The organism is Streptomyces sp. NPDC100445, assembly GCF_044759735.1.
Classification (GTDB): domain Bacteria; phylum Actinomycetota; class Actinomycetes; order Streptomycetales; family Streptomycetaceae; genus Streptomyces.
In genome coordinates, this window is the sequence record NZ_JBIVZV010000006.1 from 318,199 (window position 1) to 335,114 (window position 16,916).

General features: G+C 73.6%; 14 protein-coding genes. 5 read left to right on the forward strand and 9 right to left on the reverse strand.

Translation table 11 applies throughout. The annotated features are described in order from the left end of the window. Positions 1–20: 20 nt before the first annotated feature. Both ACIQVT_RS17765 and ACIQVT_RS17770 read right to left on the reverse strand, forming a co-directional pair. Complete coding sequence (locus tag ACIQVT_RS17765; RefSeq protein ID WP_403753809.1) at positions 21–1,682, reverse strand: class I adenylate-forming enzyme family protein; 1,662 nt, start codon at positions 1,680–1,682, stop codon at positions 21–23. Next, the gene (locus ACIQVT_RS17770) at positions 1,679–2,452 is read right to left on the reverse strand and encodes an SDR family oxidoreductase (protein ID WP_403753812.1); all 774 of its coding nucleotides are present in this window, start codon (positions 2,450–2,452) and stop codon (positions 1,679–1,681) included. Before ACIQVT_RS17770 ends, ACIQVT_RS17765 begins: the two co-directional genes overlap by 4 nt. A 169-nt stretch (positions 2,453–2,621) precedes the next feature. Here ACIQVT_RS17770 and ACIQVT_RS17775 point away from each other — a divergent pair, with 169 nt between their 5' ends. Together ACIQVT_RS17775 and ACIQVT_RS17780 are read left to right on the forward strand one after the other, a co-directional pair. Then, a complete protein-coding gene (locus ACIQVT_RS17775) occupies positions 2,622–3,914 on the forward strand; it encodes an exo-beta-N-acetylmuramidase NamZ domain-containing protein (protein WP_403753815.1) in 1,293 nt (430 codons plus the stop codon). 80 nt (positions 3,915–3,994) lie between these two features. Continuing rightward, positions 3,995–5,290 carry a serine-threonine protein kinase gene (locus ACIQVT_RS17780; RefSeq protein WP_403753818.1) on the forward strand — a complete coding sequence of 432 codons (1,296 nt, stop codon included), beginning with the start codon at positions 3,995–3,997 and terminating at the stop codon, positions 5,288–5,290. Positions 5,291–5,308: 18 nt separating this feature from the next. Here the strand turns inward: ACIQVT_RS17780 and ACIQVT_RS17785 are convergent, their stop codons facing one another. Then, on the reverse strand, positions 5,309–8,098 hold the full coding sequence (locus ACIQVT_RS17785) for a penicillin acylase family protein (protein WP_403753820.1): 2,790 nt from the start codon (positions 8,096–8,098) through the stop codon (positions 5,309–5,311). A gap of 214 nt (positions 8,099–8,312) precedes the next feature. On the opposite strand from ACIQVT_RS17785, the gene ACIQVT_RS17790 reads away from it, so the two are divergent. Beyond that, complete coding sequence (locus ACIQVT_RS17790; protein ID WP_403753823.1) at positions 8,313–8,915, forward strand: hypothetical protein; 603 nt, start codon at positions 8,313–8,315, stop codon at positions 8,913–8,915. Positions 8,916–10,268: 1,353 nt separating this feature from the next. On the opposite strand, the gene soxR is transcribed toward ACIQVT_RS17790, so the two are convergent. After that, on the reverse strand, positions 10,269–10,727 hold the full coding sequence (gene soxR, locus ACIQVT_RS17795) for a redox-sensitive transcriptional activator SoxR (RefSeq protein WP_403753825.1): 459 nt from the start codon (positions 10,725–10,727) through the stop codon (positions 10,269–10,271). Positions 10,728–10,831: 104 nt separating this feature from the next. Between soxR and ACIQVT_RS17800 the strand changes: the two genes are divergently transcribed. Beyond that, a complete protein-coding gene (locus ACIQVT_RS17800) occupies positions 10,832–11,293 on the forward strand; it encodes a MaoC family dehydratase (RefSeq protein ID WP_403753828.1) in 462 nt (153 codons plus the stop codon). Between the two features lie 13 nt (positions 11,294–11,306). Here ACIQVT_RS17800 and ACIQVT_RS17805 read toward each other — a convergent pair whose 3' ends face one another. The 3 genes from ACIQVT_RS17805 to ACIQVT_RS17815 all read right to left on the reverse strand — a co-directional run bounded on the left by ACIQVT_RS17805 (position 11,307) and on the right by ACIQVT_RS17815 (position 13,532). Further along, positions 11,307–11,930 carry a TetR/AcrR family transcriptional regulator gene (locus ACIQVT_RS17805; protein WP_403753831.1) on the reverse strand — a complete coding sequence of 208 codons (624 nt, stop codon included), beginning with the start codon at positions 11,928–11,930 and terminating at the stop codon, positions 11,307–11,309. 101 nt (positions 11,931–12,031) lie between these two features. Next, a complete protein-coding gene (locus tag ACIQVT_RS17810; protein ID WP_403753834.1) occupies positions 12,032–12,319 on the reverse strand; it encodes a YiaA/YiaB family inner membrane protein in 288 nt (95 codons plus the stop codon). 61 nt (positions 12,320–12,380) lie between these two features. Continuing rightward, positions 12,381–13,532 (reverse strand): acyl-CoA dehydrogenase family protein, encoded by a 1,152-nt coding sequence (locus ACIQVT_RS17815; protein WP_403754098.1) that lies wholly within the window; start codon positions 13,530–13,532, stop codon positions 12,381–12,383. A 90-nt stretch (positions 13,533–13,622) separates the two neighbouring features. Here ACIQVT_RS17815 and ACIQVT_RS17820 point away from each other — a divergent pair, with 90 nt between their 5' ends. After that, complete coding sequence (locus ACIQVT_RS17820; protein WP_403753838.1) at positions 13,623–14,264, forward strand: TetR/AcrR family transcriptional regulator; 642 nt, start codon at positions 13,623–13,625, stop codon at positions 14,262–14,264. 31 nt (positions 14,265–14,295) lie between these two features. Here ACIQVT_RS17820 and ACIQVT_RS17825 read toward each other — a convergent pair whose 3' ends face one another. After that, on the reverse strand, positions 14,296–15,378 hold the full coding sequence (locus ACIQVT_RS17825; RefSeq protein ID WP_403753841.1) for a Zn-dependent alcohol dehydrogenase: 1,083 nt from the start codon (positions 15,376–15,378) through the stop codon (positions 14,296–14,298). Between the two features lie 15 nt (positions 15,379–15,393). Beyond that, positions 15,394–16,782: an aldehyde dehydrogenase family protein gene (locus ACIQVT_RS17830; protein WP_403753844.1), complete on the reverse strand. Its 1,389-nt coding sequence runs from the start codon at positions 16,780–16,782 to the stop codon at positions 15,394–15,396. Positions 16,783–16,916: the final 134 nt, after the last annotated feature.

Genomic DNA, 16,916 nt, shown 5'->3' on the forward strand with positions numbered 1-16,916 from the left:
ACCTGCCTTCCGGTCTGCTGCTAGTCGTCGGTGCGGGAACGCAGTTCCCGACGGAGGATCTTCCCACTCGCCGTCTTGGGCAGTTCGGGCAGGATCTCCACCTGACGCGGATACTTGTAGGCGGCCAGTCTCTCCTTGCAGTACCCGGCGAGTTCGTCCGGGTCCGCCTCGGCTCCCGGCCGCAGGCTGATGTAGGCCTTGACGGTCTCGCCACGGTATCCGTCGGGCACGCCGACGACGGCCGCCTCGCGCACCGCCGGATGGGTGTACAGGACGTCCTCGACCTCGCGCGGCCACACCTTGAAGCCGGAGGCGTTGATCATGTCCTTCTTGCGGTCGACGACGTAGAGCCAGCCCCGCTGGTCCATGAAGCCGATGTCGCCGGTGCGCAGCTCGCCGTCGGGGAAGGTCTCGGCGGTGGCGTCGGGGCGCCGCCAGTAGCCGGGCACCACCTGGGGACCCCGTACGACGATCTCGCCGTGTTCCCCGAAGGGCACCTCCTCGCCCCGCTCGTCCAGGACGCGCACCACCGTGTCCGCGCCGGGCAGGCCGACGGAGAGCGTCCCGGAGACCGGGTCCACGGGTGCCTCCAGGCCGGGCGGGACGGAGGCGCAGGGTGCGGTGCACTCGGTGAGGCCGTAGCCGACGCGGATGTACGGCCCGAAGCGCTCGCGGAACCTCTCCACCAGGGCGGGCGGCACGGGGGCGCCGCCGGAGGAGAGGTGGGTGAAGGAGGCGAAGTGGTCGCGGGTGACGCCCGGGTGGGCGGCGAGCGCCATGTAGGCGGTGGAGGGGCCGACCGTGTAGTGCGGGCGGTGCTCGGTGAAGGCCTCCAGGACGACACCGGGCTCGAAGCGGTAGGTGAGCACCAGGGTGCCCGCGCTGTCCAGGCAGGCGCCGAACTGGCAGACCATGCCGGTGATGTGGAACAGCGGCGCGAGGGCGTGGTAGACGGGCGGCTGGGGCAGGCCGAGCCCGGTGGCCTGCCGCTCGGCGTTGTGCATGATGTTGGCGTGCGTGTTGGTGGCGCCCTTGGGGGTGCCGCTGGTGCCGGAGGTGTAGCTGATCAGCGCGATGTCCTCCGGGCGCGGCGCGCGGTCCGCGGGGGCGTGGCCGCCGCGCCGGGCCACGGCGGTCAGGTCGTCGGCGTCCGCGGCCGGGGGCAGCCGGTCGAAGGACAGCACGCGCGGGTCGTCGCGGGTCTGGAAGTCCCGCTCGCAGGCGGTCAGGACGATCCGCACCGGTGAACCGGTGGCCGTCTCCCGCAGGTAGGAGTCCCAGGCCCGGTCGGAGCAGATCAGGGCGGTCACCTCGCCGTCCCGCAGGACATGCCCGACCTCGCCCGCCTTGTACATGGGGTTCACCGGGACGACGGTCGCGCCCGCCTTCCAGGCGCCGAGGACCGCGAGCACGAAGTGCGGGGAGTTCTGGAGCAGGACGGCCACCCGGTCGCCGCAGGCCAGGCCGCGGGCGGCGAGGTGGGCGGCGACGCCGTCGCTCAGCACGTCGGCCTCGCGGTAGCTCAGGCGCCCGTCGAAGTAGGCGAGGAAGGTGCGGTCCGGGGCCTTCGCGACGGCCGCGCGCAGCGCGTGCACGAGCGAGTCGGCGGGGTCGACGGGGGCGCGCTGGGCCTCGTCGAGCAGGGCGAGCCAGGGGCGGGCGGCGTAGCGGGACGCGGTCACCGGCCGGCCTCCCACTTCTGCTGGATGTGGTTCATGGTGGCGAGCCAGCGGTCCGGGTCCGCGGCGCGCGACTGGTGGAAGCCGGCGACCTCGGGGTGCGGGAGGATCAGGAAGCGGTCCTCCTCGATGCCCCGGAACAGCGCCTCGGCGACGTCCTCGGGTTCGATCGCGGTGGGCCGCAGCACCAGGTCGCCCGCGGTGCCGGTGGCGGACAGCATGTCGGTGCGCACGCCCTGCGGGCAGATGGCATGGACTTTGACCCCCCGGTGGCGGTAGGTCAGCGACAGCCATTCGGCGAAGGCGAGGGCGCCGTGCTTGGTCACGCTGTACGAGGGGGCACCGATCATCGTCAGCAGGCCGGCGGCGGAGACGGTGGACACGAACCGGCCGGCGCCGCGCTCCACCCAGTCCGGCAGCAGGGCGTGGGCCGCGCGGACGTGGGCCATCAGGTTCACGTCCCAGGACGTCGCCCAGGAGTACTCGTCCAGGGGGCCGCCGAGGTCGCCGTCCTCGAAGGCGACACCGGCGTTGGCGCAGTACACGTCGACCGTGCCGCCGAGCGCGTCCCGGGCCGGTCCGACGATCGCGGAGGCGTCGCCGGGCACGGCGATCCCGCCGATCTCCGCGGCGACGGCCTCGGCCCGGCCGGCGTCCAGGTCGTTGACCACCACCCGGGCGCCCTCGGCGGCGAACCGCCGGGCCAGCGCGGCCCCGATCCCGCCGCCCGCTCCGGTGACGATCACTCCCGCATCCTGCACGGCTTCCACCATCGGTCTCCTTCGACACGACTCTCGCGCGGCGCGCGCGGCTCTTCCGGACAGACTAACCAGTCGGTATGTATAAGGGAAAGGGTGACCGCGCCACCCTCGGGGGGAGGCGGGGAACCGCGCGAGCCACCACGGACCTGCCGGTACCTTCCAACCCCACGGAGGCCATCCCATGCACCTGTCCCGACGCAACCTGCTCGGATCGGCCGCGGTGGCGGCCGTCCCCGTGACGGCCCGGCCCGGCGGACCCCCGGCCGCCCCCGCCGCCTCCCGGCACGGCGGTCCCGGGACCGTCCCCGCCCCGTCGCGGCACCGGGAGCCGGTGCGCACCGGCTTCGAGAGACTGGCGGCCGACGGGTACGCGCTGCTGGCGGGCCGGCGCGTCGGCGTCGTCACCAACCCCACCGGCATCACCCGGGACACCCGCCACATCGTCGACGTCCTGCACGCCGACCCCCGCGTCCGGCTGACCGCGGTCTTCGGCCCGGAACACGGCTTCCGGGGCACCGCGCAGGCGGGCGGCTCCGAGGGGCGCCACGACGACCCCGCGACCGGCCTCCCCGTCTACGACACCTATCTGAAGAGCGGCCGGGCGCTCGCCGACGTCTTCACCACCTCCGGCGTCGACACGGTCGTCTTCGACATCCAGGACGTCGGCGCCCGGTTCTACACCTACGTGTGGACGCTCTACGACTGCATGGAGGCGGCCCAGCTCGCCGGCCTGCGCTTCGTCGTCCTGGACCGCCCGAACCCGGTGACCGGCCGCGAGGCCCGGGGACCGGTCCTGCACCGGGAGTTCGCCACCTTCGTCGGCCGGCAGCCGATCGCCCAGGCGCACGGGATGACCGTCGCGGAACTGGCCCTCCTGTTCAACGGGGAGTTCCTGGCCACGCCCGTCGCCCTGGAGACCGTCCGGATGTCGGGCTGGCGGCGCGACGCGTTCTGGGACGAGTGCGGCCTGCCCTGGGTGCCGCCGAGCCCGAACATGCCGACCCCGGACACGGCGCTGGTGTACTCCGGCACCTGCCTGTTCGAGGGCACCAGCCTCTCCGAGGGGCGCGGCACGACCCGGCCGTTCGAACTCCTCGGCGCCGAGGGCGTCGACGGCCGCTGGGCCGCCGCCGCCGGCGCGCTGGGGCTGCCGGGCGTGCGGTTGCGGGAGGCGTACTTCACGCCGACGTTCTCGAAGTTCCAGGGGGTGACGGTCGGCGGGGTGCAGATCCACGTGACCGACCGGGCCGCCTACGACCCCGTACGCACCGGGATCGCGCTGCTGGTGACCGCCCGACGGGTGTGGGACGGCTTCGCCTGGCGGTCCGACGACTGGATCGACAAGCTCACCGGTTCGGCCCGGGTGCGCACGATGATCGACGCGGGCGCCGGCACCGACGAGGTGGTGGGCGCCTGGCAGGACGAACTGGCCGCGTTCCGGCGGACCCGGAGGGAATACCTCCTCTACGACTGAGCCGCGCCGTATGGCCAACCCCTCGCCCCCGCAGGACGATACGGGCGCACCACACGGTCGTCGGGGACGAGGGAGCTGGCATGACGGATCCTGGAACGGGCGTGACTCCCTACTGGGAGCTGACCTTCGACGCGGACGGGGACGGTGACGGCCCCGAACGCGACCGGCTGCTGGCGGAGATCGCCGGGCGCGGCGTGCGCGACCTGGTCGTGTTCGCGCACGGCTGGAACAACGACCGGTCGGGGGCCACCGCGCTCTACCGGCGTTTCCTCGCCCCGTTCCCGAAGCTCGCGCCGAAGGCCCGGCTCGGGTACGCGGGGGTGATCTGGCCGTCGATGCGGTTCAGCGACGAGCCGATCCCGGACTTCCCCGGCCCGGCGGCGGCGGTGGGCGCGGCGGCACCGGGCCGGGGACTGGACGAGGGCACCCGGCGGGCGCTCGCGGACACCTTCCCCGGCCGGGCGGCGGTGGTGGACCGGCTGGACCGGATGCTGGAGGTACGTCCCGACGGCGCTTCGGGGCTGGCCGAGTTCGGCCGGCTGGCGCGGGGGCTCGCGGAGGGCGGCCCGGCGGGGACCGCCGACACCGACGAGGACGGTGATCCGCTGGTCCTCGGCGGTGATCCGGTGGCCGCGTGCGAGCAGTTCGCGGAGGCGCTGGCCGCGCTCGACACGGCGGGCGGTGCCGCGCGGTTCAGTCTGCCGAACCCGTGGGACGGCGCCAAGGAGCTGTTGCGGCAGCTGACGTACCACCAGATGAAGGTGCGGGCCGGGACGGTGGGCGAGCGGGGGCTGGGGCCGCTGCTCGGGCGGCTGGCGGCGGTGGCGCCCGGGGTGCGGGTGCACCTGGTCGGGCACAGTTTCGGCGGGCGGCTGGTGGCGTTCGCGCTGCGCGGGCTGCCCGAGGGGGTGGACACCGTCAAGTCGGTGACCCTGCTCCAGGGCGCCTTCTCGCACTACGCGTTCACCGCCCGGCTGCCCCACGCCCCCGACCGGGCGGGGGCGCTGAAGGACGGGCAGCGGCGTGTCGACGGCCCGGTGGTGTGCTGCTACTCGCACTTCGACGCGGCGCTCGGCACGTTCTACCCGCTGGCCTCCCGGCTCGCCGGGGACGACCGTTCCTGCCTGGGCAGCGAGATCGCGGCCGTCCTGGGCCCGCGCTGGGGCGCCCTGGGCCACGACGGGGCGCAGGGGGTGCCGGGCACCGCGCGGCTGGACCTGGCGGCGGCGCTCGGCGGTGCGCTGCCCGCGTCGGGGTGCGTGAACGTCGACGCGGCGTCCGTGGTGCGGCGCGGGGGCGCGCCGACCGGGGCGCACAGCGACATCGTGCACCCCGAGCTGGCGCGGCTGGTGGTGGCGGCGGGCCGCATCCGCTGACCCGCCGCCCGTGCCGCCTCAGCGGTGTGAGGTGTACTCCACGACCTGCTGGTAGGTGGGCCGGTTCTGCCAGCTGATCCGGCCGTGCTTGATGCCGCCCAGGGTGCGCTGCGCGATCGAGTCGGCGCACCACTGGTCGCCGGCCGAGCACTGGTCGTCGCCGGGGTAGACCTGCGCGGCGGTCAGGCCGGCCGCCTGCTTCAGCGTGCCGAGCAGGACGTCCCGGCAGGCGCCGAGTCCGCCGCCGCCGCAGTACGTGTGGGCCAGGCCGCCCCGGACGGACTCACCGAGCACCGCGCGGATGTCCTTGTCGACATAGCTCCACCAGCCGTACTGGAAGGAGCTGCCGGCGTGCGACCCGGTCGGGCCGTGGCCAGCGGAGGGCGCCTCGTCGACCGGCAGGCTGTGGGTGATCGCGGTGTACAGGTCGCTGCCGAGTCCCGGCTCGAACTCCGCCTTCACCAGCAGCGGCCACCAGGCGTCCAGGACACGGACGGCGTCGGCGTCGGCGTACGTCTTCGAACCGGGCGACGTCTCGGTGCGCTTGGCGCCCGCGGCCACCCAGGCCTTGAGCTTGCCCACGGCCGCCGCGGCGGCGGGGTCGGTGACCGGCGCGGTGTCGACCACCTTCAGCAGTTCGGGCAGCACGTCCTCGGCGCGCAGGTCGGTGAGGCCCGCGTCGGCCATGGCCTGCACCAGTTTCGTCCGGGTCACCCCGCCGGCCGAGACGAGCTTCTTGACGCGGTCGTCCAGCAGGTCGCCGCGGTGCACGGAGCCGTCGCCCCAGGACGCGGTGGTGTAGTCCTCGGCCTGCTTGTTGTTCCAGGAGATGTAGTAGTCCTGGTCGACGGAATTGGGGTGTGCCGAGGCCGGGGTGTAGTCGGCCGTGTTGGTGGCGGGGTCCCAGTTCCGCCACTCGTAGGCCGGGCGGGCCCAGACGGGGAACTCGGCGTCGACGCCGTCCGCCCGGACGGGGTTGTCACCGCTGTTGTAGTAGGCGGTGTGCCGGGAGTCGGCGTAGAACCAGTTGAAGGTGAAGTTGATGTGCCGCGCGGCGCTCTGGAAGTCCTCCGGACCCTTGACGTAGTCGGGGTCGTTGAGCATCTGGAAGCCGATGATCGAGTCGGCCTCGTGCAGGTAGGAGGAGCGCAGGGTGGTGTAGGCGACCTTCTTGCCGCCGACGGTCGCCCGGTAGGTCACCGGACCGTACTTCGTGCGCCACACCCGCATGGTGTACGACCCCGCGGCCGTGCCGTCGGCCACCGTCGGTTTCCAGGCGTTCTTCCGCTCGACCTGGTCCATGGCGGTGCAGGTGCCGTGGTACAGGTAGTGGTGGTCGTCCTGGCACAGTTCGACGGCGTAGGTGTCGATGATGTCCTGGCCGGAGGTGGTGGCGCTCCAGGAGTAGTCCTGGCCGCGGCCGAGTTCCACGTACATGCCGAGCCCCGCGAAGGACGCGCCGCGAGCGCTGATGCCCGGGCCCTGTATCTCCTGGAGCATGAGCAGCTGCGGGGCGAAGTAGCCGGTCTGCGGGCCGAAGACGGCGACCGGGTGGCCGCTCGCGGTGTGGGCGCCGCTCACCACGAGGGCGTTGGACATGCCCCGTCGGGCCGAGCCGAGCGTCGCCGTGGCGGCCGTGGCGGAGGACCTGCGGGCGCTCGCCGAGGCGGCGCTGCCCGTGCGGTCGTACACCAGTGGTTCCCCGGTCACCGAGCCCGGGTCGGGCAGGGCCCCGCCCTGGGCGTCGGCGGGCTTGGCGGCGTAGGGGAAGCTGCGGCCGTCGTGGACGGTGAGGGCGGCCTCGGGGTCGTTGCGCTCGCGGAAGGACTCCCAGACCCGGGTGCCCTCCTCGACGCCGTACTTGGCCTGGGCGGCGAGCAGGGACAGCGCGTTGTCGACCTCGCCGCCCCCGCCGGAGCCGAACAGGGAACCGACGACCGAGGCGAGGGCCACCATGTCGGTGACCTTGAAGTGGTCTATCGTGCCGGCGTTGGTGATCGAGTCCTTGTGTCCGGTCAGGACGTACTCGCCGGGGAAGTAACGGCCGCTGTCGGAGGCGTCGATGTAGGCGTTGATGCCGGCGAGATAGGCGTCGACGTCGTCGAGGGCCTGCCGCCCGCGCGCCCCGTTCTTCGCGACCGCGTTGTCGATCTGGGCCTGGAGGTCGGCCTCGGTGTAGGGCGCGTCGCGGTAGAACTGCTGCTCCAGGCCCTGGTTGGCGGGGGCGCCGCCCGCGAAGGAGGTCAGCTCGCCGCGGCCCACGTGCCGGAAGACGTCCATCAGCCACAGCCGGTCCTCGGCCGCCGCGTAACCGGCGCCGAACTCGGTGCCGTAGCGGGTGGTGCCGGTGATGTGGGGCACGCCGGCCTTCTTGTCGCGCACGATGATCACGTCGCCGCGGCCGGCCGGCTTCTCGGTGGAGGCGACCTGGCCGGCCGGGACGCCGAACGAGGCGTCGTTGAAGAAGGTGTTGACGGTGGCGTCGGTGAGCGTCTTGTAGCCGGTGGCCAGGTTGGCGTAGGGGCCGAGCTGGTCCTCCGCGTGCGCGGGCTGGGTGCCGAAGGCCTGGTTGAGGAGGATCTGCGCGAGGGTCGCGTTGCCGTTCTCGCCGGGCGGCACGATGTCCGAACACTGGCCGCCGCAGTAGTCGTTCGGGGCGGCCGCGTCGGTCGCCGCCGCCGCTGTCCGGGTGAAGGGAGAGAGGAGACCGGCGACGAGGACGCATACGGACGCGGTCTTCAGGAACCCGGGAAGAGGTCGGGACGTTCTCAGTCTGTCAGGGGCAGTACGTGGACTTCGCCGTGGCATGGCGGCTCCTAGCGACTGGGGGTGGCCGAACGTTACCGCCGGTATCCCCACGTTCAAAGGTGAACATGCGTCACTTTCGGGAGTCCGCGAGGAGATCCGGAGAAGAGATGGAGCCGAATCGCCTGTCGATACGTCTATTCGGCGACGTCCGTGCGACGACGCCGAAGTGACCGGAGTGCAGGTGCAGGTGCAGGTGTGACGGAGGTGCAGGACGATGGCAGGTTTCCGGAGTCTGGCGAGACAAGTACGCGATCCGCGCTGTGATCTGGCGCTGCGGCGGTACTCACTGCGCAAGTGCCTCGAGAAGTTCGCCCCTTACGGGCATCGCGCGACCTGGGACCATCTGTGCTCCCGGGCGGGGTTCGGCCCGGAGGACCGCTCCCCCGATCCGGCGCGGCTCGTGGCCGCGCTGGAGGAACTGGAGGAGGCCCGTGACGTCTGGCTCGCCTACGAGAGCGACTTCACGGAGCGGCGCAGGAAGGAGAAGCACGACGGGCTGCGCCGGCCGGGCAGCGTCGACGACTGGCACCGGATGACCTGGGGCGGTTTCGGCGTCGCCTGGTGCGACGACCCGCGGGTCCACCCCGACGAGCCGCTGGCGGTGGTGCTGCGCCGGCTGATCGCCGCGCTGGAGCGGGCACCGGGCTCGTCCTGCCCGGTGTGCGACGGGGAGCGCCTGGTGTGGCGGTACGGCCTGGACCACGAGCCGTCGTCCGGCCCGGTCTGCGCGGACTGCGGCATCCTCGTGCCGCTACCGGTACTCACCCCGCGGGCGCTGGAGTACGCCAGGCGGGAGCGCCTGCTCATGACGGCCTGAGCGGTGACAGGGCCGACGGGCCCGCACCCGGTGGGTGTCGCGGGGTGCGCAGGGGGTGCCGCACCCCGTCGACGCGGCGGCCGACGCGGTCACCGGTGTCGTTCGGCACCACCGGCCGCCGATGGCCGCGCGCCCTCGCACCGGCACGGGAAGCGAAGCGGACGCGGGTCGGATGACGACCGGCGCCTGGGCGCGGCCGGATCCGGTCGCCCACGGCGCGTGACCGGTGCCGCCCGGCACAGGGACGGCACCGAGGAACTGCTCGGCAGGCATCCGGCCCGCCACCGGGGGCGCGTCGCGGTGCGCGTACCGCGCGAGGTGATCGACGCGGATCCGGTGACCGCCGAGACGCGGACGCCGGCCCGTCGCACCGCTGGCGCGCACCTGAGTCCCCCACCCCTGTCCCGCCGCCCGGCGGGGTTGGACGCCGAGCCGGCGGTGCTCTCCCGTGGGCGTGCGTCCGGCGCGCGCCGGGACCGCGCCCGCCCGGGGGCGCGCAGCCGTCCGACACCGGTCGCGCACGATCGGGTGCGCGACTCGGCGGTACCGCCCAGCGCGCCCGTCCCGCGGAACGGCCGGGCAGAAGGTCGGCGGGGTGACCGAGAGCGGCGCACCGTGCGCGGCCCGCCGGTGCCAGCGGCCCGCCGCCAGCAGCCGCGCAACCGGCAAGTACAGGTCCCGGACGCCGAGTGTGCGACTCCGCCGTCCCGCGCCGCTCGCCGGTCCCTCGGAACGGGCGGCCAGGCAGACGTTCGGCGCGCGTCGGGCGAAGAGCGCGGCGCCGGCACTCCGTCCGCAGCCCGCCAGGTCAGCGGTCCTCCGCCAGGAGTCGCGCAGCGGTCCAGTACCGGACGGCCGGATGCGGGACTCGGCGGTGCCACCCCGCTCGCCGGTCCCCCGGAGCGGCCGGGCAGATGGTCGGCGCGGCGGCTGAAGAACGACGCTCCGTCGTGCCGGCGGCCACCCACCAGGAGCCCCGCAACCGCCCGGCGCCGGTCTCGGCAGAGCGGGCGCGGGACTCCGCCGTCCCGCGCCGCTCGCCGGTCCCCCGGAGCGGGCGGGCGGGCGGGCGGCAGCGCAGGCCGAGGCGGGGGGCCGGCCGCGTAGACGGGCGGGGCGGTGGCCGAAGAGCGCGGCGCCGGCGCTCGGTTCCCGGCCCGCCGGAGTCAGCGGCCTCCGCCGAGAGTCGAACAGCCGACCGGTACCGGTCCCGGACAACCGGGTGCGCGACTCGGCGGTGCCGCCCCGCTCACCGGTCCCGCAGAGCGGGCGGCCGGGCGGGCGGCAGCGCAGGCGGCTGAGGCGGGGGGCCGGAGAGCGCGGCGTCGGTGCTCTGTTCGTGGGCCCTCGGGGTCAGTGGTTCTCCGGCAGGAGTCGGGAGCCTGTCAGGCGGTCGCCGAAGACGTCGTCCGGGTTGGACAGGACGCAGTTCTCCAGGGACAGGCAGCCGCACCCGATGCAGTCGGCCAGGTGGTCCCGCAGCCGGTTCAGCTGCTGTATGCGCTCCTCCAGTTCGGAGCGCCACTCCTCCGACAGCCGCGCCCAGTCCTCCCGGGTCGGCGTCCGTTCCTCCGGGAGTCGGGACAGGGCCTCGCGGATCGTGGCGAGGGGGATGCCGACCCGCTGGGACGCGCGGACGAACGCGACCCGGCGCAGCGTGTCGCGGCTGTAGCGACGCTGGTTGCCCGGGGTGCGCCGGCTGGAGATCAGGCCCTTGGCCTCGTAGAAGTGCAGGGCGGACACCGCGGCGCCGCTGCGCGCGGACAACTGGCCGACGGTCAGCTCGTGGATCTTCTCCGGAATCTGGGGCACCTCTCAGAGATTACCCACCCGGCCGCCGGGCCGTCCGTTGACATCGCCCTCCCACCCGACCATGCTAAGCAGTTGCTTAGAGACGCGAGCGAGAGGCCGGGAACATGACAGAACCGAGGATCTTCACCTCCCCCGACGAACTGAGGGCGGCCGTGGGCGAGCAACTGGGCCACACCGACTGGGTGGAGGTCGACCAGAAGCGGATCGACCTGTTCGCCGAGGCGACCGGGGACCACCAGTGGATCCACGTGGACCCGGAGAAGGCCGCCGCCGGGCCGTTCGGCACCACGATCGCCCACGGCTACCTCACCCTGTCGCTGCTGCCGCTGTTCGGGCCGCAGCTCATCCGGGTGGAGGGCGTGAAGATGGGCGTCAACTACGGGACCAACAAGGTCCGCTTCCCCGCCCCGGTCCCCGTCGGCTCCCGGCTGCGCGCCACGGCGACGATCACCGACGTGGCGGACGTGACCGGCGGGGTGCAGGTGACGGTCGCGTTCACCGTGGAGCGCGAGGGCGGCGACAAGCCGGTGTGCGTCGCCGAGTCGGTGTCCCGCTACTACCTCTGAGCCCCCGGGGCGGCTATCCGGCCCCCACCATCCGCAGGACGAGGTCGGCGTAGAGCGCGCCGACCTCCTCGGGGGTGCGCGGGCCGTTCACGGTGAACCACCGGGCCACGTCGATGCACAGCGACAGCACGGCGAGCGTGGTGCCCTGCACGTCCGGCACGTCGAACTCGCCCGAGGCCACGCCGTCCTCGATGATGCCGCGCACCTCGGCGTCGACCTGGCGGCGCAGCGCGACGATCTCGGCGCGGGCGTCGGGACCGAGGGCGTCGAGTTCGTACTGCACGACCCGCGCGGTCGTCCGCCGGCCCGCGTGCCAGCGGACGAAGGAGCTGACCGCGTCGGCCAGCCGCTCCGAGGCGCGGCCCTCGCGGCCGGCCGCCGTGCGCAGGATGTCGAGGGCCTTGTCGTGGCCTATCCGGCTGATCCGGTGGAGCAGCTCTTCCTTGGTCTTGTAGTGGATGTAGAGCGCGGCCGGGCTCATGCCGGCGCGGCTCGCGATGTCACGGGTGGTCGTCGCGTGGTAGCCCCGCTCGGCGAAGGCCTCCACGGCGGCGACGAGCAGCCGCCGGGCCGCGTCCGGGGTGACCTCTTCCCACGGCTCCACTTCGCCGCCGGTCGTCTCCTCCGCCGTACTCATCGCTCGTTCGCCCCTCTCGTGACAGGAGCACCACCATACCGCCGACAGTGAGCGGGCGCTTAGTGTGGCCGCCCGGCCAGGTCACCGGCGCCTGCGGTGCCTCAGGGCTTGTCGAAGGGGTCGTGTGCGGCGAGCAGCTTCTCCAGGCGTGCCTGGTCGACGCGGCTGACGAGGTACCCGGCCTCCTGGCGGTCCCGGACGACCTTGGCGAGGGTGAAGGCGGAGGTGACGAGGTAGAGGACGGCGATGGCGAGGAAGCCGCGGACCCAGGCGCCGGCGTCCAGCCGGTAGACGCCGATGGCGGTGGCCGTCAGGGCGAGGGCGAAGGAGGCGACGGCCTGGCCGTGGAAGGCGGCCGTGCTCTGCTGCTTGACCGGTGTGTCACTCATGGGACACAGCATCGGCGGACGCGGCGCGCGCCACATCCGCCGGGATACTCAGGGGACGTACTCAGAACGCCGAGACACCGGTCAGGGCGCGCCCGATGAGCAGCTTCTGGATCTGGCTGGTGCCCTCGTAGAGGGTCATCACCCGGGCGTCGCGCAGGAGTTTGCCGACCGGGTACTCGTCTATGTAGCCGTAGCCGCCGAACACCTGGAGGGCGTTGTTGGCGGCGCGGACGGCGGCCTCGGAGGCGAACAGCTTGGCCTTGGAGGACTCGACGGCGAACGGTTCGCCGCGGTCCACGAGGTCGGCGACCCGCCAGGTCAGCAGCCGGGCCGCGTCCACGTCCACGGCGATGTCGCTGATCAGCTCCTGCACCAGCTGGTGGCGGGCGATGGGCTTGCCGAACTGCTCGCGCTCGCCGGCGTACCGCACGGCCGCGTCCAGTGCGGCCTGGGCGATGCCGACGCAGCCCGCGGCCACCGACATCCGGCCCTTGGCCAGCGCGGACATGGCGACGGAGAAGCCCTTGCCCTCCTGGCCGAGCAGGGCGGAGGCGGGCACCCGGACGTCCTCGAGGACCAGCTCGGCGGTGGCCTGGCCGCGCAGGCCGAGCTTGCCGTGGACGGTGCGGCGGGTCAGGCCGGGGGTGTCCGCGGGGACGAGGAAGGCGGAGACGCCCTTGTGGCCGGGGGCATCGGTGGAGCGCGCGAAGAGCAGGACGACGTCGGCCCAGGTGCCGTTGGTGATGAACATCTTGGTGCCGTTGATGACGTAGTCGCCGCCGTCGCGGACGGCCCGCGTGGTGAGGCTGCCCGCGTCGGACCCCGTGCCCGGCTCGGTGAGGCCGAAGCAGCCGACGTACTCCCCGGAGGTGAGGCCGGGCAGCCAGCGCCGCTTGTGCTCCTCGCTCCCCCAGGCGGCGATCGTCTTGGCGACGAGGCCGAGGGAGACGGACACGATGCCGCGGACCGAGGAGTCGCCACGGCCGAGCTCCTCGGTGACCAGGCAGTAGGCGAGGTGGTCGCCGCCCGAGCCGCCGTACTCCTCGTCGACGGTCAGGCCGAGGAAGCCCAGCTCACCGAGCTTCTTCACGATGCCCCGGTCGACCTCCTCGGCGCGGTCCCAGGCGACGACGTGCGGGGCGATCTCGCGCTCCACGAAGTCCCGGGCGAGCTGCCGTACGGCCGTCTGCTCCTCGCTGAGCATCAGGTTCACCACGAGATCACCCCACACCAGATGGTTCTTGAATTCCGTACATTTAAATTAGCACTGCTAGTTTCTGATTCCAGCCCTACTATGTGCGCCATGGCCCGACCGCGCAAGCCCCTCCTCAGTACCGACCGGATCGTCGAGACCGCCCGGGACCTCGTGGACCGCGAGGGGCTCGCGGCCGTCTCCACGCGCCGGCTCGCCGCCGAACTGGGCGTGAGCGGTCCCTCGCTCTACAACCACTTCGCCACCAAGGACGAGATCCTGGAGGCGGTCGCGGACTCGGTGAGCGCTCTGGTGGACCTGTCGATGTTCGAGGACGGCCGGGAATGGCGGACCGCGCTGCACGACTGGGCCGTCTCCTACCGGGCAGCCCTGCGCGACCACCCCAACATCGTCCCGGTCCTCGCCCGGGGCCCCGGCCGCCGCCCCGCCGCGCTGCGCCTGGCCGACGCGGTCTACGGCGCGATGGTCGACGCCGGCTGGCCGCCGGCGCAGGCGACCTCCATCGGCGCGCTGATGCGGTACTTCATCATGGGCTCGGCGCTCGGTTCCTTCGCCGGCGGCTTCGTGGACGACGCCAGCGCCTACGACCCGGCCGACTACCCCCACCTCGGCCAGGCGCACCTGCTCGCCGAGCAGCAGGAGAAGATCGACGAGCGGGCCTTCGAGACGGGGCTCGGCGCGCTGCTGGACGGGCTCGCGCAGCAGTACCGGCAGGTGCGGGAGGGCGCGTAGCGCACCGGCCCGCCCCGGCGGCCGCGCGCCCTCAGAACACGACCAGCGCCCGGCCCCCCTTGCCCGCCAGCATGTTGTCGAAGGCCGCCGGGATGCCCTCCAGGGTGATCCGCTCGGTCACCAGCCGGGTGAGGTCCAGGCGGCCCTCCCGGACGTGCGCGGCGAGGACGGGCAGGTCGCGGGCCGGGTCGCTGTTGCCGTAGACGCAGCCGGACAGGGTGCGGCCCCAGTGGAAGAGTTCCAGCGCGTTGAAGGTGACCTGCTCGTCCTTGCCGCCGATGCCGACGACCGTCGTGCGGCCGCCCCGGCGGGTGGACTCCCAGGCCGCCCGGATGGAGACGGCGCGGCCCGCGCACTCCACGGAGACGTCGACGCCCTGTTTCCCGGTGAGGGCGCGGATCTCGCGCGCGGTGGTGTCGGAGGCGAGGACGTAGTCCGTGGCGCCGGCCGCGCGGGCCAGTTCCTCCTTGCCGGGGGAGACGTCGACCGCGACGATCCGGGAGGCGCCCGCGATGCGGGCCGACTGGAGGGTGGCGAGGCCGACCCCGCCGACGCCGAACACGGCGACCGTCTCGCCGGGCCGGACCTTCGCCGAGTGGTGGACGGCGCCGTACCCGGTGAGCACGGCGCAGCCGAGGAGGGCGGCGTCCACCAGCGGCACTCCCTGAGGCAGCGGCAGTACGCAGGACGCGGCGACCACCGTCTCCTCGGCGAACGCGGCGACGTTGAGGCCGGGGTGCAGGTCGGTGCCGTCGGCGGTGCGGGCGTGCACGCCCGCGGCGCCGTTCAGGGCGTTGGCGCACAGCCAGACCTCGCCGAGCTCGCAGGCGTGGCAGGTGCCGCAGGACGGCGCCCAGTTGAGGACCACGGACGCGCCGGGCGCGACGTGGGTGACGCCCTCGCCGACGGCGACGACCGTGCCGGCGCCCTCGTGGCCGAGGACGGCCGGGACCGGCACCCGCATGGTGCCGTTCGCCAGGGACAGGTCGGAGTGACAGACGCCGGCGGCGGCGAGGCGGACCCGAACCTGCCCGGGGCCCGGGTCGGGCAGCTCGATGCCGGTGATCTCCAGCGGGGCGCCGATGGCGGGCAGGACGGCGGCTCGTACGGCCATGGGTCTCGGACTCCCTTAGAACTGGAGGGACTTGGTCTGGAGGTACTCGGCGAGTCCGTGCGCGCCGAGTTCCCGGCCGACCCCGGACTGCTTGTAGCCGCCGAAGGGCGCGAGCGGGTTGAACCGGCCGCCGTTGATGTCGACCTGGCCGGTGTCCATGCGGCGGGCGAAGGCCACCGCCTCGGCCTCGTCGGCGGCCCAGACGGCGCCCGCGAGACCGTACACCGTGCCGTTGGCGATGCGCAGGGCGTCGTCCTCGTCGTCGTAGCGCAGGATCGACAGGACCGGCCCGAAGATCTCCTCCTGGGCGACGGTCATCTCCGGGGTGACGTCCGCGAAGACGGTCGGGCTGACGAAGTAGCCCTGCTCGCGCGGTGCTTCGGGACCGCCCGCGACCAGGCGGGCGCCCTCGGTGACGCCCTTCTCGATGTAGCCGCGCACCCTGTCCCGCTGGGCGGCGCTGACCACCGGGCCGATGCGCTCGGCGTACTTGACGGCGGCGGCCGCGGCCAGCTCGACGGCCTCCTCGTACCGGTCGCGGTGGACCAGCATCCGGGTCCAGGCGCTGCACGTCTGGCCGGAGTTGGCCATCACGTTGGCCACCCCGACGTTGACCGCCCGGGCCAGGTCGGCACCGGGCAGGATGACGTTGGCGGACTTGCCGCCGAGTTCCAGGGCTACCTTCTTCACGGCCGCGCCCGCCACCGCGCCGATCCGCCGGCCCACCGCAGTGGAGCCGGTGAAGGAGAGCAGGTCGACGCCCGGGTGCTCGGCGAGGGCCTGGCCGGCGACCGGTCCGAGGCCGGTGACCAGGTTGAACACGCCCGCGGGTACGCCCGCCTGGTGCACCGCCCCGGCGAACAGCTGGGCGGTGAGCGGGGTGTCCTCGGCGGGTTTGAGGACAACCGTGCAGCCCGCGGCGAGCGCGGGGGCGACCTTGGCGACGATCTGGTGGAGGGGGTAGTTCCAGGGGGTGATCGCGCCGACCACGCCGACCGGTTCGTGCAGCACGGTGGAGTTGCCGACCCGCTCCTCGAAGGCGTGGGTGGCGGCCAGCCCGGCGTAGGAGTCGGCGACCGCGATCGGCATGCCGACGTGCACGGCCCGGGAGAACTGCGGGGGCGAGCCCAGTTCGGCGGTGACCGTCGCGGCGATCTCGTCCGCGCCGGCCGTGAGGGCGTCGCGCAGGGCGGCCAGCCGCGCGGCCCGCTCGGCCGGGGGCGTGGCCGCCCAGCCGGGAAGGGCGGCGCGCGCGGCCCGGACGGCGGTGTCGACGTCCAGGGCGTTGCCCGCCGGGACCCGGCCGATGACCTGCTCGTCGGCGGGGTCGACCACCTCGATGACGTCCGCGCCGTCGGCGGGGCGCCAGGCGCCGTCGATGTACAGGGCGTCGTGTGCCTTCATGCTGCTTCCTCCCGGCGGTTCCGCGTCGTCCGACACACAAACTAGCGGTGATAGTTTTCCGGCGCCAGACCTTCCCGGACCGCGGGACGCCCGGGGCGCCCGGGAGGCGGCCGCGCGAAGGACCGGCCGGTACG

Bases quoted from the DNA above. Each gene is read 5' to 3' on its own strand.
- ACIQVT_RS17770 (WP_403753812.1), bottom strand. From the start codon at position 2,452: ATGGTGGAAGCCGTGCAGGATGCGGGAGTGATCGTCACCGGAGCGGGC.
- ACIQVT_RS17775 (WP_403753815.1), top strand. From the start codon at position 2,622: ATGCACCTGTCCCGACGCAACCTGCTCGGATCGGCCGCGGTGGCGGCC.
- ACIQVT_RS17780 (WP_403753818.1), top strand. From the start codon at position 3,995: ATGACGGATCCTGGAACGGGCGTGACTCCCTACTGGGAGCTGACCTTC.
- ACIQVT_RS17785 (WP_403753820.1), bottom strand. From the start codon at position 8,098: ATGCCACGGCGAAGTCCACGTACTGCCCCTGACAGACTGAGAACGTCC.
- ACIQVT_RS17790 (WP_403753823.1), top strand. From the start codon at position 8,313: ATGGCAGGTTTCCGGAGTCTGGCGAGACAAGTACGCGATCCGCGCTGT.
- ACIQVT_RS17800 (WP_403753828.1), top strand. From the start codon at position 10,832: ATGACAGAACCGAGGATCTTCACCTCCCCCGACGAACTGAGGGCGGCC.
- ACIQVT_RS17805 (WP_403753831.1), bottom strand. From the start codon at position 11,930: ATGAGTACGGCGGAGGAGACGACCGGCGGCGAAGTGGAGCCGTGGGAA.
- ACIQVT_RS17810 (WP_403753834.1), bottom strand. From the start codon at position 12,319: ATGAGTGACACACCGGTCAAGCAGCAGAGCACGGCCGCCTTCCACGGC.
- ACIQVT_RS17820 (WP_403753838.1), top strand. From the start codon at position 13,623: ATGGCCCGACCGCGCAAGCCCCTCCTCAGTACCGACCGGATCGTCGAG.
- ACIQVT_RS17825 (WP_403753841.1), bottom strand. From the start codon at position 15,378: ATGGCCGTACGAGCCGCCGTCCTGCCCGCCATCGGCGCCCCGCTGGAG.
- ACIQVT_RS17830 (WP_403753844.1), bottom strand. From the start codon at position 16,782: ATGAAGGCACACGACGCCCTGTACATCGACGGCGCCTGGCGCCCCGCC.